This is a genomic window from Mesorhizobium sp. L2C066B000 (assembly GCF_000502335.1).
Lineage (GTDB): Bacteria > Pseudomonadota > Alphaproteobacteria > Rhizobiales > Rhizobiaceae > Mesorhizobium.
Window position 1 is genome coordinate 26,325 of the sequence record NZ_AYWZ01000021.1, and the last position, 16,809, is coordinate 43,133.

Sequence of the window (16,809 nt, forward strand, 5' to 3'; positions counted from 1 at the left end):
ATCTACGCCGATCCAGATGGGGACTTCATTGACGGTATGCAATGCCGCATGCCTAGCCGGAGCGCACGATGAACGACGAAAACCTTGCCGACCCGAGTTTCCGAATGGACTCGCCAATCGGTGCGCGAATGCGGATCGATGGCCGCGAGGTCAGTTATTTTAGCGGTACCAGTTATCACACGCTACACGGTGCCCCTGCAGTCATCGAAGCAGCGATAGCGGCTCTGCGTACTTACGGTCTCGGTCCCGGGACGCACGCCAAGATGGCGATCTACGCGGAAACAGAGGCATTGGTTTGCCAACATTTCGGGTGCGAGAAGGCTGTCTCCGTGGCGTCGGGATATCTGTCCATTATGGCGCTGCTTTTGGCTTTGAGTGACGACTATGACGTCGCGTTCGCTGATGAAAGATCCCATTTCAGCGTTAGGGATGCGCTGAGATGTGTAGAGAGGCCTGTAGTTTGGTTTCGTCATTGCGATCCGCAGGATCTATCGGATCAATTAAAGCGGCACCTCAAGCCGGGGCAAAAGCCTGTCGTGGTAACCGACGGGGTTTTTCCAATCACCGGCGCGCTGGCGCCGGTGGATCACTTAGTCGAGCTGCTGAAAGCGTATCCAGGCGGACTATTATGCATCGATGATTCGCACGGAGTTGGGGTGCTCGGGACCTCCGGGCGAGGAACGTTGGAACATTTTGGCGTCGAGGGAAGCGGCACTTTCTGCGCGGGCACGCTCAGCAAGGCTTTTGGCGGCTTTGGCGGTATTGTTCCGGTAAGCCGCGTGCTCGCCGAAAAGATTGCTGCAAAAGCCGGAGTAATCCCCGGTGCCTCATGGCCCCCCGTTCCTGCTGTGGCTGCTGCCGGAGCGGGACTGCGCCTCTTCAGGGACGATCCGACCATGCTGCAGGCATTGCGCACCAATTTGAAACATATGCGCGATGGTCTCAGTAGTTTGGGGCTTTCCATTCCGGAAACACCGGTGCCAATCTTCAGCGTTCAGGCACCCACCAACCTGAAGCGGGTCTATAGCAGGCTGCGAGAGAAAGACATGGTCGTAAAGTATGTGGCGGCCGATGGGTATTCCGACGCTCCCCCGGTCGAAACGTTAAGAATCGCGATTTTTTCGAGCCACTCCCGCGCCCAAATCGATGACCTGGTCGCAGCACTTAAGATTTGTCTTTAGTGTACGGACCGAGAAGGTTGCGAGCGTTGGTCGCTCGCTCCGCCACTTGAACGCGCCCGGCCAGTAGCCGCCGGTCGGGAGCCATCGCTCGGCCTGGCTGCGAAAATTGATCGACTTTCGAACGAAAATCAGCCGAAATCGGCAGCGCCGCCAGCAAGATCGTTGTCGGCAGAAATCACAGCTTGATCGGCGTTGACTGCCGCCATCACTGACGCTGCGCGCGGATGCTACAACCTTCGGGATAAATACCTGTGCGGATGCCAAAGAGATCGGGGACGTGGCCGAGCTGTCACCGCAGTTTCGCACCTCGGACACTACGACACGGCCTCTCACCATATATCACAGGTGAGAGATGTTGCATGAACTCTTTCGTTTACAGATGGGATCGATGGACTGATGCTCAAATTCAGGGAGTTAGCATGTCTGCTAGGCGGGTGAGTGACATTATACGGCGCCCGACCGACGTGAGGCCTATCTAAGGCCGGTTCGAATTCGCTCTAAGCGAATACCAAGAGCAATCAAAAGAAGGAAATTGGGGAATGGTTTACAATATGACTGGCTTCTCACTCTCGCGTCGCGATTTCCTTGGCGCTGCGGCACTCGCGACCAGCTCGCTCATCTTGCCATCGATAGCCCGTGCCGAAGGCACGCTGCAGCGGATTACGAAGGATGGTGTCGTGCGCGTTGGTGTCGCAAATGAGAAACCTTACGGCTATGTCGATACTGATGGCAAGGTCAAGGGCGCCATTCCGGATGTCATCGCTGCAATTCTAGCGCCGCACGGCGTGAAGGAACTCAAGGCCGAGATCGTCGAGTTCAACGCTCTCATTCCTGGCATCAATGCAGATCGCTTCGACATAATCGGCGCCGGCATGTACATTCTCCCAGCGCGCTGTGAGGCGATCTCGTTCACCAATCCGGTAACCCGTGCGGGCGCAGGCTTTGCGGCGCTCAAGGGCAACCCCAAAGGGGTCAAGAGCATAGCGGAGGTCGCTGCCCATTCCGATGTGGTGGTCGGCACTCAGACTGGTTCGGCCAATGTCGAGGATCTGACCAAAGCGAACGTGCCTACTGACCGCGTCGTGCTGTTCGCCAATGCAACCGAAGCTCTGGCAGGTCTCAAAGCAGGTCGCTGCGATGTGATTTACTTCCCGTCGCTTGAGCTCAACGAGCTGCTCAAGTCCGCGAACGATCCGACCGTTGAACGGGTCGAAGGCTTCGAGCAGATCAAAGATGCAAACGGCGAGCAGAAATATGGCTATTCCGCCTTAGGGCTGCGCAAGGCCGATGCGGACCTAACACAGGCGCTCGACGCAGGACTTGCCGAACTCCTGTCTTCCGGTAAGCTCTTGGAGATCATCTCGAGCTACGGATACGGCAAGGCTGAACTGCCGGATGGCGTGAAGACGGCGGAACAGATCTGCAAAGCCTGATTTAAACTCTGGACATGGATCTTCATAACATCGTCGCACTCGACGTGCTGCCGCAGCTCCTTAAGGGGGCTGCGGTCACGTTCGAGATCACTGTGCTTACAGCAGTTCTGGCTTTCGTTCTTTCTTTCGTCATCGGACTGCTCCGCTTTGTCTCCAACCCTTTGGTGAGAGGCCTGACTACTGCCTATGTGGAGATTCTGCGCGGCACTTCGGCGATCGTTCAGCTCTATTATCTGTTCTTCATCCTGCCCGCTTTCGGTATTTCGCTGCAGCCAACTGCTACTGCCGTCATTGGTCTTGGGCTCAATCTCTCAGCTTATGGCTCGGAAGTGGTGCGCGCAGGCATTCTCGCGATCGGGCCCGGCCAGCATGAAGGGGCGACTTCCTTAGGTCTCACCAAAGCCCAGACCTACAGGCTCGTCGTCCTTCCCCAGGCGCTTGTCGTAATGCTGCCGTCCTTCGGCAATTTGCTGATCGATCTGGTCAAGGCGACATCCCTCGTTTCACTCATCACAATTACCGAGCTCACTTTCTCCGGCCGCCAGATGGTTGTTACCACCGGCCACACCGTCGAAGTATGGACGCTGGTGCTTCTGCTCTATTTCGCAATCGCCTATCCGCTAAGTCTAATCGTACGTTCGGCCGAGCGTTATGCCGCACGCTATCGGCGAGGGTAAGAGATGTTTAGCTTTGAATTCCTGATCCAAATCCTTCCCCAACTCCTGCGCGGGCTTCTTGTTACAGTCGAGGCCACCTTCGGCGGCTTCGCGCTCGCTCTCATCATCGGGTTGATCCTGGCGCTGGGCCGTCGCTCGAAGAGTATGCCGCTGCGACTTTCTTGCGGTGGCTATATCGCTTTCATGCGCTGCACGCCGCTCCTGGTACAGCTCTATTTCGCTTTCTACGTATTGCCATCCTTCGGCATCCGCTTCTCTGCCCTAGCGACGGGCATTTTGTGCTTAGGACTTCATATCGGCGCCTATATCGCAGAAGTCTATCGCGCTGGCATCGAGGGTGTGGCGAGGGGCCAATGGGAAGCAGCACTGGCCATTGGCCTCAAGCCTCTGCCCTTGTGGCTCAAGGTTATTCTACCTCAGGCGGTGCCGCCCATGATTCCCCCGCTTGGTAACTACCTCATCGGCCTCTTCAAGGAGACACCGCTCCTTGCTGCGATTACCGTGGTCGATCTCTTTGGCGCCGCTAACAATGTCGCCGGCCTCACCTATCGCTACAATGAGCCTTATACTGCCGTTACAGTGATCCTCTTGAGCGTAAGCTTGATGGCCGCCTATTTCGTGCGCAAGCTTGAGCGTAGGTTCTCAACGCGAGGCATGAAACTTCCGCGATCGCTGATCAATGACCCTCTGAACATACCGAGTGAGCAAGGTTAGATACGTGCACGGTGAGCCGGAGAGGGTTCGCTACGCTGGCCTACGCACTAACACTGTAGCGTTAACTGAGGCGCCGGAGCTTGTGAGTTGGACGCAACAGCAAACTGGTCGGAACGGGTAAGATCGTATTCCCGCGTCGGGGCCTTTTCGGCGAACCAACGACTAACGCGATTAATCGAGGCAATAACTTCCATGGATCAGATAAACACCGATTTCAACATCTCTGGAAGTCGTCCAGAGCCGCAGGTGACCGATGCCGAAGTAGCCATCGAGATTGTCAACATGCATAAATACTTTGGCGCTTTTCAGGTCCTGAGAAATATTAATTTAAAGGTCATGCGAGGCGAACGCATCGTGGTGTGTGGGCCATCTGGTTCAGGGAAGTCGACGATGATCCGCTGCATCAATGGGCTCGAGGAGCACCAGAGGGGGAAGATCGTCGTAGACGGCATCGAACTCACCAGCAAACTCAAAAGTATCGACGAGGTGCGTCGCGAGGTCGGCATGGTGTTCCAGCACTTCAATCTATTTCCGCATCTGACGATCCTCGAGAACTGCACGCTGGGGCCAATGTGGGTGCGCAAGATTCCTAGAAAGCGAGCTGAGGAAATCGCCATGCATTTCCTCAAGCGCGTCAAGATTCCCGAGCAGGTCAACAAATATCCCGGCCAACTCTCGGGTGGTCAGCAGCAGCGCGTGGCGATCGCCCGCTCGCTGTGCATGAACCCGCGCGTCATGCTCTTCGACGAGCCGACGTCGGCGCTTGATCCTGAAATGATCAGCGAAGTGCTCGACACCATGGTCTTGCTCGCAGAGGAGGGCATGACGATGCTGTGCGTAACCCACGAGATGGGCTTTGCCCGCCAGGTCGCAAACCGCGTCATCTTTATGGATCAGGGCGAGATCGTCGAACAGAACTCGCCAGCCGAATTCTTTAGCAGTCCCAAGCATGAGCGAACGAAGCTGTTCTTGAGCCAGATCTTGCAGTAGCTCGTTACGGGCGGACCCCGAGAATAACAAATCCGCCGAGGACCTTCCTGGCGTGGACTCCCGCCGCGCGATCGCGGGCTCGTCATTGCGAAGTGGCGAAGTTGGTTGAGGCGGGTGCCAGCTTACAGCCCATTTCGCTTGTGTGCCCTTGCGAGTGGTAGAAGTTGTCCTCAGCAGGCAAACCGGCCTATCCGCCTATCCCGCTCGGCGAAGCAGAGCAGAGTATAAGCAGCCGAACGCTTGCGCGACCTCGTCACCGACGACCCCGCCGCGCTCGCCAGGTCGACCAACGCGCGCTTCTCGGTGCAACTCCACAGTCTTCGTTGCCGCACGCGCCCGGGCACCGTTGAAAGCTCTTCGGCCGCCGCGGCGCCGCTTAACTCGGCGACCATATCGCCCCTCGCATGTTCCAATGTCATCGCGCGAAAGCTCCATGTTCATCAGCCTATTGCAAGGTGCCTTGGCGTATCGCTTACGCTGCTCGGTGCTTCCGAGGTTCAACGTTGGTACCTTCGTTGTTGATGGAGGTGCAAAACATGCCCTGGGAGGAGCTCCGGGGTGAGTGCCGCGACAATCGGAACAAACTTCGAACCATCCGCTGGCATGAAGGCGGACTGTATCATCGCCATCCTGCCAATCATCTCTCATGAGTGCCGGTCACTGAATGGTGACATATATGCGTTTGTAAGTCCGCCCAAGGCATCTGACACTGCGGCAGTAAAAGTAAGACACCGGTCCGTAACCGACTTCTGCGGCGGACCGGAATACTTCAGCTTTGGAGGTGCGCGCTGTGAATGCCATCGAGAAATACATGCCATCGCAGCGTGAGCAGTCGTTTCTGGACAAGGTGGTCAATGGCAAATACGACCGGCAGATCATCACCGGCATAGCCAAGTTCGCTAGCGGTGACGTGTCCCAGGACATGCGGGGTTTCTACTCGCAAGAAGAACTCGACCGGATCCTTGAACTGAAGGGGACCGCTAAGGATCTGGAAGCCCGGATGCCGATCAAGATCACGCGGCATTATTATGAGCAGGCGCAATACAGTCGGCCCATGCAGACGCTGGTGAAAGCCAGCCCGAAGGAAACCTATGATCTCGACGGTGCCGAAGATCCGGGCAAGCAAATGACCTACAGCCCACGCGAGGGGTTGATCCATAAGTATGAGCTTGGTCTGCTCTATGTGGCGTCCACCTGCTCCGCCCACTGTCGCTTCTGCTACCGGGAGGAACTGATCGGCCGCAAGGAGATCACCCGTGAGGACGGGACAGTTGCTCCAAAAGGCTTGGCGCAGCTCGGGGAGATTGTCGAATACATCAGCGAACACAATAGGGCGGTGGCGGCGAATGGCGGCCGCCATCCAGAAACCGGCCGTGAGAAGCTTCGCGAGATCCTGATGTCAGGCGGCGATCCCATGGTTCTGGGGAACAAGAACATTGCTGCCTGGCTGGCCGGGCTCGCGGAGGCCGGCGTCGAGAACATCCGCATCGGAACCAAGGAGCTCGCTTTTCATCCGCAGCGGTTCGACCAGACGTTCTTTGCGATGCTCGACGGCTTTCATGAGGCCTATCCGGAGGTCAGCCTGCGGATGATGGTGCACTTCAACCATCCTGATGAGTTTCTCCGCAAGACACCGGATGGCGGCTATGTCGACAATCAGGGCGGTGGGCTGCAATGGATCCCCGAAACGCGGGTTGCGGTCAAGGAACTCGCCAGGCGCGACTGGATCACCATCCACAATCAGTCGCCGATCATCCGCGATATCAACGACGATGCCGAAGCGCTGCGGATCATGCAACGCGAGATGCTCCGAAACGGCATCAACAACCACTATTTCTTCTGTGGTCGCGACATAGTCGGGCACAAGGCATTCAATGTGCCGATCGAGCGCGCATGGCAGATTTTGAACGAGTCGCAAAAGGGCCTGTCGGGCGTCGAGGCCCATGCGCGGCTTTCGATCACGCACTACAAGGGCAAGACCGAAGTGGCGGCCGTCACCAACGAGCCCGTTCCGGGAGTTCCTGGTGGTGAAAAAGGCGTCGTGATCTTCAAGCTCTTGCGTTCAGCCGCTGATGCACGCGACCGATGCAAGGTGACCATGGTCGGCCGAAACCCAGAGGCAATCTGGTTCAACGGTTACGATGATCGCGTCATCTTCGACGAGGCTGGCCTCTATTCCATGTATGGGATCAACCCCGCATTCCTGCAGGCGGCGGAATAGGCGCGCGATAGGATTCGCCATTTCCAAACAGTATGGGGGCCCAACGTGACCTTTGTTGTCACCGAGAATTGCATCAAGTGCAAATTTACCGACTGCGTAGATGCGTGCCCGGTCGACTGCTTTTACGAGGGGCCGAACTTTCTCGTTATTCACCCCGACGAATGCATTGATTGCGATGCCTGTACACCGGTGTGTCCGGCAAAAGCGATCTACCGGGATACGGACCTGCCGGCGGATATGAAGCACTTTTTGGAGCTGAACGAAGAGCTTTCGCGATTGTGGCCCAACATAACTGATTCCAAGGAATCACTCCCCGACGCAGCGGCGTGGGACGGGGTGCAAGGCAAGTTCAGCCATTTGGACCGCTAGCTGCTGTTGGGAGACGCGCATGGACGCTAATTTGCATACGGATATATCGAAAAGCGCAGCCCTGTTTGAGCGCGCCAAATCCGTTTTGCCTGGCGGATGTAGTCGAAATACGATTTTGCGCAAGCCGCATCCGATCTACGTCGAGAGAGGGCAAGGGTGCTACGTCTATGACGTGGAGGGCGTCCGTCGCACCGACTTTGCGAATAATATTGCCTCGCTGATTCACGGGCATGCGCACCCGGCGATCGTTGCTGCTGTCAGCGAGCAGTTGCAGAAAGGAACCGCTTTTACCCTCGGTACGGAAGTCGAGATCGATTACGCCGAGTATATTCGCAGCCGCAATCCGGCCTTTGAGAGAATCCGCTTCGTCAATTCGGGCACCGAGGCGGTCATGGCGAGCCTCAAAGCCGCGCGGGCATTCACCGGGCGACCGAAGATCGCAAAGGTCGAAGGGGCCTATCACGGCCTCTACGACTATGCAGAGGCAAGCCAGACGGCCAAGCCGGACAATTGGGGACAGCCGGAGCGCCCATCCAGCGTTGCTGTGTCGCGTGGGACGCCTCAGCGCTTACTCGACGATGTCGTTGTGATCCCATTCAATGATGCGCAACGGGCGCTCGAGATACTCGACGAACATCGCGACCAATTGGCGTGTGTGCTGGTCGACCTGCTTCCTCATCGCATAGGCGTGGTACAAGCGGCCGAAGATTTCATTCAAGCGCTGAGACGCTGGACCGAGCATAACGGGGCGCTCTTGATCTTCGACGAAGTGATCACGTTCCGGTCCAAATTTGGAGGGGCGCAGCAATGGTATGATGTCCAGCCGGACATCACGGCCTTAGGCAAGATGATAGGGGGCGGTTTTCCCGCCGGGGCCATTGCCGGTAGTGCTGAGGTGATGGAAGTCCTGAACCCCCTCAATGGTCCGGCGCCTTTCCCGCTTTCTGGCACTTTCTCGGCAAACCCAATCACGATGATCGCCGGCCATACGGCGATGAAGTTGTACGACCGGGAAGCTGTTGACAGGCTCAACGCACTGGGCGACCGCGCACGCGGCTCGATCGGCGAGGCTATCAAGACTGCCGACGTGCCTGCTTGTGTTACCGGCAGAGGCTCGATGTTTCGTATCCACCTATCCGCGGACGCGCCTGAGAACTACCGGCAAGCTTACCTGTCGCCGGAGAAAGCTGCACTTCTTTCAACATTCGTCGGACATCTTTTCGACGGCGGCCTGCTCATGGTCGAAACGGGTACTGGTTTCCTGTCAACGGCAATGTCTGAGCATGACATTGATGACATGGCTGCTGTGGTTCTCATCGCTCTACGAAAGATGAAGCCTCATTTGTAACCACGCCACTGGGGCGCGGAATGTGGAGGCAACGAGCGGCTGGAAGGTCAAGGTCGCTGACCGTCACGCCGCTGCTAAGTGGGTCTGATCCTGCAACCCTAGCGACCTGATAGCAGCGAGGCGGAAACGAAGGCCTGACCATGGTTAAAACCGCCAAAATAGGCTTGCCCGCACCGGACCCCGACTACGACGCAGTCTCATCGGAAGGAAAGGCATCATCTGAGAGCACGCTCAGGTTCAACATTCTTGTTCTGCCAGGGTTCTCGCAGCTTAGCCTTTCTTCGTTCGTAGAACCGTTTTATCAAGCGAATTGCAGCGCCGGCGAAAAGTTATTTGGCTGGCGAATCATCGGCACAGATATGTCCCCCGTGCTGAGCTCGAGCGGCATTGCAATTTCGGCCGACATCGACATCAATTGCTACAGAAACAACGATGACGATTCACCGATTGTAATAATCGGTGGAGAGCGCATCGAAGAGCAAAAATCACGTCTGCTCTCCGCTCTCTTGCGCTCGAAAAGTCGCCGCAAATTGCCAATCTGTGCGATTGGAACCGCTGCTTGGTTGCTGGCTGACGCAGGGATTTTACATGGCAGCATGCGATGCACGATTCATTGGTCGAAACTTGCAGCTTTAGGCGAAAAGTTCTCGGACTTGGTCACCGAAGATTGCCTCTTTGTCCAGCATGCCTCCGTTACAACTTGCGCCGGCGAGTTCGCAGCGTTCGATCTTGCAGCTGAAATGATCCGCCTTCGGCACGGAGAGAACCTGGCCCGGCGAGTTTGTGGTCAGTTGAGTGCGGACAGATTTCGTACAGGTAACCATTGCCAATCGGTGCCGCTTGGAGTGCGCTACAGCGGCGCCCTCGAAAAGTTCATTCGCGTGATCAGGCTGATGGAGGGGCATGTAGAGGATCCGTTGCCTCTCAAGAAAATCGCTCACTCAGTCAGTTTATCGCGTCGCCAAATCGAGCGTCTATTCTCAAAGCACCTGAAGACTACCCCGATGACTTATTACTCTCAGGTTAGGCTCAAAAAGGCACGGCAACTTCTCGAGACGACAGACATGTCGGTCATCGAGGTGGCAATAGCCTGCGGATATGTTTCATCTTCGCATTTTTCGAAAGCCTTCAAAGATCATTTCGGAAGGCTGCCGAGTCATGTTCGTCCCTGGGCATGCTCGGTCGTGTCGTGATAGGCAGCCTAAATGCAGCGCAGTCTTAGGTGAATTGTGAGAAGCTATGCTGGTGGCCGGTGGGCGCGTTTGGCCGCCGCCATCAGCCAGCGTGTAAAAGCGTTTACCTGTGGATTGACGTCGCCAGCCGCGCTGACAACAAAATAGCTGTTATGCGTCTTTAAGGCCATGTCGCTTAGCGGGATCAGAATTCCCCCCTCGAGCTCAGTTTCGATCAGATACTTGGGTAGAAGCGCGGCGCCAAGGGAGGCCACGGCAGCCGAGATGATCATGGAAAACTGATCGAAATGCCGGCCGGTCAGCAGCCGCTTGTCGCGGATGTTGTTCATGGCAAACCAGTCAATCCATGCGCTCTCGCGGGTAATGAGGTGCAGCAGCGGAGCCTCCGCGAGACGCGCCGGCTCGGTGGCCATGCGCGTGTCGCGGAATTTGGGAGATGCTACCGGCAGCATTTCCTCATCAAACAGCTTGGCCATACGGGCGTCTGGCCAGTCGGCCCTTCCAAAATGGATGGCGACATCGAAGCGTTCTCGGGTGAGATCGAACGGTACGGTGCGGGTTTCCAGCCTGATTTCGATATTGGGATGATCGCCCAGGAACGTCGCTAGTCTGGGGATCAGCCAACGACTGGCAAATGTTGGCAGTATACCGATGCGCAACGTCGACATTCGCTCGCCGACTGCAATCGCCCGCACCACCGATTGCTTGAGGTTCTCGAGATCGATCGCCAGGTCCGCCGCAAACCGCCTGCCAGCCTCGGTTACTACGACCCGTCGTCCAACCCGCCTGAACAATGTCGCGCCCATCATGTCTTCAAGCTCTTTGACTTGTCGGCTGACTGCGCTTTGCGTGAGATGAAGCTCCTCGGCCGCCTGTGTAAAGCTTTCGTGACGCGCAGCGCATTCAAAGCTGCGCAACAGGGCATAGGAGGGGAGATTGTGGTGACCCACCGAATGCAAACCCTACCACCTTCTGTGAGCGGAACTCATGCTTCGTATCTAGTACGTTCATCCAGTTCATTTCAACAGCTCTCGGCAGCTGTTGGCTGCTTGGGTCGCCGGCGCCGCCGCACGGCACCAGTCCGGTGCCTATCGCTGGAATCGCGTCGAAAGGATGATCGACGACTGGGTTTTTTCGACACCCTCGACGTCACCAATCACGTCGATAGTCTTGTCAAGCTCGCTGATCGATGGCGCGGCAACGTCGGCGATCAGGTCGAAGCCCCCGCTGACCGAATGGACGGACATGACTTCCGGAAGAGCACGAAGCGCGCGAACGACCGCGCCGAGCGCCTTGGACTTGAGGACAATCATGACATGAGCTCGAACCAGGCCGTGCTCGTAAGTGTCTGACAGCCGCACGCCATATCCGGCGATGACCCCCTCCTGTTCAAGGCGGTCCAACCGAGTCTGAACGGTTGTTCGTGAGAGGTCCAGCTTGCGGGCAAGCACGGCGATGGGCGTGCGCGCGTCTTCGGCAAGCAGCATCAGAAGTTGGCGATCTTTTGCCGAGACCTGCATTTTGTCAAACTGTCCCTGCGATATGCCCAAAATGAATAGGAGTTTTATGAAATTCATCGCTGCAAATCAACCGCGCGACCTGAGAGACATGACGCGCTCGGACCAAAGTCGCGTCGCAGGAGGAAACAATGAAAGACGTCGTCGTCATCGGATCAGGAAAGATCGGATCCACGATCGCTCGGTTGCTCGCGGATACCGGGGACTATCATGTGACAGTCGTTGACCGCAGCGCGCATCAACTGGCGGAAATTGAAAGTGGTCCCGCCCTTTCGACGGCAATCCTCGATATCACCGACGAAGCAGCCTTGTCGGCTCAGCTGTCCGGCAAATTTGCTGTGCTAAGCGCGGCGCCTTTCCAGCTTACAGTTTCCATCGCCACTGCCGCTGCCAAAGCTGGGGTGCATTATCTCGACCTTACGGAGGATGTAGAATCCACTCGGCAGGTGAGACAGATCGCCAGGACAGCCAAGTCGGCATTTATTCCACAATGCGGTCTGGCGCCCGGTTTCATCTCTATCGTGGCCAGCGACCTTGCCCGCAAGTTCGACAGCCTCGACAGCGTGCGGCTGCGCGTTGGCGCACTCCCGCAGTTTCCGAGCAACGCCTTGAACTACAACCTCACCTGGAGCACGGACGGGGTCATCAACGAGTACATCCAGCCCTGCGAGGCCGTCGTCAACGGCGAGCTCATTGAAGTGCCGGCACTGGAGGAGCGGGAAGAATTCTCGCTCGACGGCGTAACCTATGAGGCCTTCAACACCTCCGGCGGATTGGGGACGCTATGCGAAACGCTGAAGGGCAAGGTCAATACGCTCAACTATCGAACCATCCGCTATCCTGGTCACGCCGCGATCATGAAGGCGCTTTTGCAGGACTTGGGGCTACGACACCGCCGTGAGGTGCTGAAGGACATACTCGAAAACGCCCTGCCGACGACGCTACAGGACGTCGTGATCGTGTTTGTCACGGTTTCCGGGCGCAGGAGCGGCCGCCTGATCCAGGAGACCTATGCGAACAAGATCTACAGCACGCAGATTGGTGGCCGCACCACGAGCGCGATCCAGGTTACGACCGCTTCCAGCATCTGCGCGGTACTCGATCTGCTTGCTGACGGCAATATTCCGGCCTCCGGCTTCGTTCGCCAGGAGGACATTGCCCTCGACGCATTTTTGCGAAACCGCTTCGGCCTCTATTATCGCCAGGGAGAACCGGTGAAGGGCCATGGTGTTACTATCGCCGCATGACCAGGCATGTCCCCCTTCCTTCCTTGTCGGTCGGCGGAAGTTCCACGCTTAGACCCTCGCCTTAACCCTCAGGCGGGGGCTTGGCGTTCACGGCGAGATTACTCCGGCTTCAGGCTATCAGATCGAACGTGAACGCATTCCAACATGTAGATTAGGCTGAAGCTGGGTGATGCCGTCGATCGAGCCGTCTCAATTTGTATTCATTCCATTTCGGAATGAACTTCTGAATAGATGTCGATATCGAAGCCGGCAGAAGGATGGTTTGATCGCATCCCGATCCCTTGAGCAGCCGCAAGCGTCGGCTGCTTCTTTCCCGGTTGGCATTCAGGAGGTCCGTATGACCATGCATGCTCAGATAAAGTCGCTCAGGATGTCTTCGATGACGGTCCACGCCGACGAGATCCGGTCGCTCTTTTCGAATGCCATGTCGGAGATGTACCGCAGCGAGGTGCCGCAGTATGGCACCCTCATTGGGCTGGTAACCGACATCAACACTGCAACGATGGCAAGCGACCCGGAGCTGGAACAGGCATTGCGCCGCAGCCACGAGTTGGACCGGCTCGGTGTCGAGCGTCACGGCGCCATTCGTCTCGGCACGCCGGAAGAACTCTTCAACATCCGCCGCATCTTTGCGGTGCTCGGCATGCATCCGGTCGGTTACTACGATCTGTCGGTCGCTGGCGTGCCCGTGCATTCCACGGCCTTCCGCCCTGTCGAAGACGATGCGCTGCGAAACAACCCGTTTCGCGTTTTCACCTCGCTTCTTCGCCTCGAGCTGATCGAGGACGAAGCGCTGCGCAAAATGGCAGCGCGCATACTGGCGCAGCGACAGATCTTCACCCCGCGCGCACTCGAACTCGTCGAGGTCTTCGAGGCCGAGGGCGGCCTTGAGCAGGCCGAGGCCGAGGAGTTTGTACGCGAGGTTCTGGAGACTTTCCGCTGGCATAGCGACGCAGCCGTGACGCTTGCCACCTACAACAAGCTGCACGGCGCTCACCGCCTGATTGCCGACATCGTGAGTTTCCGCGGACCGCACATCAACCACCTGACGCCGCGCACGCTTGACATAGACGCGGTGCAGGCCGTCATGCCCAAACGCGGCATCACGCCCAAGGCGGTCATCGAGGGCCCGCCGCGTCGCGTGTGCCCGATCCTGCTTCGCCAGACCAGCTTCAAGGCGATTGAGGAGCGAATTGTGTTCAAAGCAGCAGAAGGGGCCTTGGTAGAGGGCAGGCACACGGCCCGGTTCGGTGAAATCGAGCAGCGCGGCGTTGCGCTCACGCCGAAGGGACGCAAGCTCTATGACAGGCTGCTGGCGTCGGTTCGCCGCCAGGTCCAGGTTGGCGTTGCAGGCTCTCATGCCGGTACCTACGAGAGCCAACTGACAGGGCGGTTCAAGGAGTTTCCCGACAGTTGGAGCGCACTTCGCGAACAAGGACTCGCCTATTTTCGATACGCACCGACTCGGGAAGGCCTTGCCGCTGCTGCAAGCAAGCAGATACTGCGATCAGTCGATGAGCTCGTCGCGAGCGGCCATTTGCATTTCGATCCGATCATCTATGAAGATTTCCTGCCAGTCAGCGCTGCGGGAATTTTCCAATCGAATCTCGATACCGACGAGCAGCAGAACTATTCGGAATGTTCCAATCGGGACGCTTTCGAACAAGGCTTGGGAGTTAAGGTCGCCAACGAACTTGATCTCTACGCCAAGGCGCAACAGGACTCGATCGACGGGGCATTGGCGCACCTAAGCAAAGCAGCACGCAAAGCGCCATGACCACAGTGCAGCGGATCAGGAAGGCCGCGACAGCCGATTTATTGCGGATCTTTGGCGCGCTGGGGCGCTCCGGTTGCTGTGGCGACTTCCCGCCCAGCTTCTCTAGCCCAATTCTGTTCGCCGCTAACGACAGCATCTTTCTGATCGTACCGGTTACGGTTCTTCATCCACGTGAGGAAGACGAGTTAGACCGCATTATTAATCCTGCCGCTTCAGGTGATTTTGAGCGCTCACCGCTTTCGGGCCGTGGCGGTGGAAACCGGCATCAACGGTCAGTCGCCGACGTCGGTGTGGCCATTGAAAGGTCGCGGAACAGGAACCCGCTCAAGCGAGGCTTCTTGCTGAAGCAGGTACGCTCCCGGTGCCACCAACTTACCGCATCTCTGTCACGCACCTGTCGCCGCCAATACGCATTCCTAACACTTGGAGGAACACCATGACTTCCCACGCCACGCAGATCGCCCGTCCATCGCTCGCCGACGAGGTCGCCGCGATCCTCAGTCGATGCGGGGTCGATGTCGCCGCCCTGACCGCTGGCGAGCTCATCGTGAAATCACCCATTTCGGGCGAGACTCTAGCGCGAGTGAAGACGGTCGATACGGCAAACACCAACAAAGCCATTGAGAACGCGCATTCGGCCTTCCTCGAGTGGCGACTGGTGCCCGCGCCTAAGCGCGGCGAACTGATCCGTTTGCTTGGCGAGGAGCTCAGGGTGGCCAAGGCTGACCTCGGACGTCTTGTCTCGATAGAAGTGGGCAAGATCCCTTCGGAGGGCCTTGGCGAGGTCCAGGAGATGATCGACATCTGCGACTTCGCGGTCGGCCTATCGCGTCAGTTGTATGGCTTGACGATCGCTACCGAGCGTGCTGAGCACCGCATGATGGAAACCTGGCATCCGCTCGGCGTCACCGGCATCATCTCGGCATTCAACTTCCCTGTCGCCGTGTGGTCGTGGAACGCGGCGCTTGCCCTGGTCTGTGGGAATTCCATTGTCTGGAAGCCGTCGGAGAAGACGCCGCTAACCGCGCTAGCGACTCAAGCCTTGTTCGGCCGGGCGGTCAAGCGCTTCCAGGATCAAGGCGGAAGCGTCCCACATGGACTTGCGAGCGTGCTGATCGGCGCCCGGGATATCGGCGAGGTGCTAGTCGACCATCCGATGATGCCGCTGCTCTCCGCCACCGGTTCGACGGCGATGGGTCGCGCGGTCGGTCCTCGCGTCGCCTCCCGTTTCGGTCGCTCAATCCTGGAGCTGGGTGGAAACAATGCGGCAATCGTCACCGCCACCGCGGATTTAGACCTGGCCCTGCGCGGCATCGCCTTCTCAGCGATGGGCACCGCCGGGCAACGCTGCACTTCGCTGCGGCGCTTGTTCGTGCATGACAGCGTCTATGACAGCTTCATTCCGCGACTGAAGAAGGCCTATGCCTCCGTTTCGGTCGGAAACCCTCTCGAATCGGGAAACCTCATCGGCCCCTTGATTGGCAAGGCAGCCTACGACGCACAGCAGGCCGCCCTTTCCGACGCAAGGGCCGCTGACGGCACGGTCTTTGGCGGCGAGAGGGTCGATGTCGGCTTCGGCGAGGACGCCTATTATGTCCGCCCTGCGCTGGTCGAGATCGCCGAGCAGACAGGTTCGGTTGAAAAAGAGACCTTTGCCCCCATCCTCTACGTGATTCGTTACAGTGATTTCGATGAGGCCCTGCGGCTGCACAACGCCGTGCCGCAAGGCCTGTCGTCCTCGATCTTCACCAATGACCTGCGCGAGGCCGAGACTTTTCTTTCCGTGCGAGGTTCAGACTGCGGCATAGCCAATGTGAATATCGGCCCATCCGGCGCCGAAATCGGTGGCGCATTCGGCGGCGAAAAGGAAACTGGCGGCGGCCGCGAATCCGGATCGGACGCCTGGAAAGCTTATATGCGCCGGGCCACCAATACCATTAACTACGGTCGCAGCCTGCCGCTCGCTCAGGGCGTGACGTTCGAAGTCGAGTAAGTAGCCAGCGAAGAGGTCGCCGCCGGAAGCCACGCTTGGCTGTGATGTCCAGGCGCCACGGTCGCGACGTATGGGCGGCGAGCCCTGCCGGTGTCCTCCCCACCAACGGGGCGCTTCTAATATCAGACGACATCGAAGATGGCGCGAGC

At 57.9% G+C, this 16,809-nt stretch carries 14 protein-coding genes; 12 read left to right on the plus strand and 2 right to left on the minus strand.

What is annotated here, in order from left to right:
* Positions 1-68 precede the first annotated feature (68 nt).
* From X733_RS138800 to X733_RS0135845, 9 genes are all read left to right on the plus strand, one after another.
* Positions 69-1,181 (plus strand): pyridoxal phosphate-dependent aminotransferase family protein, encoded by a 1,113-nt coding sequence (locus X733_RS138800; protein ID WP_023820048.1) that lies wholly within the window; start codon positions 69-71, stop codon positions 1,179-1,181.
* Between the two features lie 539 nt (positions 1,182-1,720).
* Complete coding sequence (gene ehuB / locus X733_RS138795; protein ID WP_023820049.1) at positions 1,721-2,614, plus strand: ectoine/hydroxyectoine ABC transporter substrate-binding protein EhuB; 894 nt, start codon at positions 1,721-1,723, stop codon at positions 2,612-2,614.
* A gap of 14 nt (positions 2,615-2,628) precedes the next feature.
* On the plus strand, positions 2,629-3,291 hold the full coding sequence (ehuC, locus tag X733_RS138790) for an ectoine/hydroxyectoine ABC transporter permease subunit EhuC (protein WP_023820050.1): 663 nt from the start codon (positions 2,629-2,631) through the stop codon (positions 3,289-3,291).
* Between the two features lie 3 nt (positions 3,292-3,294).
* The gene (gene ehuD, locus X733_RS138785) at positions 3,295-4,005 is read left to right on the plus strand and encodes an ectoine/hydroxyectoine ABC transporter permease subunit EhuD (RefSeq protein ID WP_023820051.1); all 711 of its coding nucleotides are present in this window, start codon (positions 3,295-3,297) and stop codon (positions 4,003-4,005) included.
* 282 nt (positions 4,006-4,287) lie between these two features.
* Positions 4,288-4,995, plus strand: a complete 708-nt coding sequence (locus X733_RS0135840; protein ID WP_245274536.1) for an amino acid ABC transporter ATP-binding protein — start codon at positions 4,288-4,290, stop codon at positions 4,993-4,995.
* 790 nt (positions 4,996-5,785) lie between these two features.
* The gene (locus X733_RS138775) at positions 5,786-7,216 is read left to right on the plus strand and encodes a hypothetical protein (RefSeq protein WP_050588716.1); all 1,431 of its coding nucleotides are present in this window, start codon (positions 5,786-5,788) and stop codon (positions 7,214-7,216) included.
* A 45-nt stretch (positions 7,217-7,261) separates the two neighbouring features.
* Positions 7,262-7,585: a ferredoxin FdxA gene (fdxA, locus tag X733_RS138770; RefSeq protein ID WP_023743535.1), complete on the plus strand. Its 324-nt coding sequence runs from the start codon at positions 7,262-7,264 to the stop codon at positions 7,583-7,585.
* Between the two features lie 19 nt (positions 7,586-7,604).
* On the plus strand, positions 7,605-8,933 hold the full coding sequence (locus tag X733_RS138765; protein WP_023820056.1) for an aspartate aminotransferase family protein: 1,329 nt from the start codon (positions 7,605-7,607) through the stop codon (positions 8,931-8,933).
* 140 nt (positions 8,934-9,073) lie between these two features.
* On the plus strand, positions 9,074-10,126 hold the full coding sequence (locus X733_RS0135845) for a GlxA family transcriptional regulator (RefSeq protein ID WP_031194112.1): 1,053 nt from the start codon (positions 9,074-9,076) through the stop codon (positions 10,124-10,126).
* Between the two features lie 44 nt (positions 10,127-10,170).
* On the opposite strand, the gene X733_RS138760 is transcribed toward X733_RS0135845, so the two are convergent.
* Together X733_RS138760 and X733_RS138755 are read right to left on the minus strand one after the other, a co-directional pair.
* Positions 10,171-11,076, minus strand: a complete 906-nt coding sequence (locus X733_RS138760; RefSeq protein ID WP_031194115.1) for a LysR substrate-binding domain-containing protein — start codon at positions 11,074-11,076, stop codon at positions 10,171-10,173.
* Positions 11,077-11,214: 138 nt separating this feature from the next.
* Positions 11,215-11,646 carry an Lrp/AsnC family transcriptional regulator gene (locus X733_RS138755; RefSeq protein ID WP_031194117.1) on the minus strand — a complete coding sequence of 144 codons (432 nt, stop codon included), beginning with the start codon at positions 11,644-11,646 and terminating at the stop codon, positions 11,215-11,217.
* A 128-nt stretch (positions 11,647-11,774) separates the two neighbouring features.
* Here X733_RS138755 and X733_RS138750 point away from each other — a divergent pair, with 128 nt between their 5' ends.
* The 3 genes from X733_RS138750 to X733_RS138740 all read left to right on the plus strand — a co-directional run bounded on the left by X733_RS138750 (position 11,775) and on the right by X733_RS138740 (position 16,660).
* Positions 11,775-12,890 (plus strand): saccharopine dehydrogenase family protein, encoded by a 1,116-nt coding sequence (locus tag X733_RS138750; RefSeq protein WP_023820061.1) that lies wholly within the window; start codon positions 11,775-11,777, stop codon positions 12,888-12,890.
* 379 nt (positions 12,891-13,269) lie between these two features.
* Entirely contained in the window at positions 13,270-14,667 is a 1,398-nt protein-coding gene (locus tag X733_RS138745) for a VOC family protein (RefSeq protein ID WP_245274526.1), read from the plus strand.
* Between the two features lie 436 nt (positions 14,668-15,103).
* Complete coding sequence (locus X733_RS138740) at positions 15,104-16,660, plus strand: aldehyde dehydrogenase family protein (RefSeq protein ID WP_023743459.1); 1,557 nt, start codon at positions 15,104-15,106, stop codon at positions 16,658-16,660.
* Positions 16,661-16,809 lie beyond the last annotated feature (149 nt).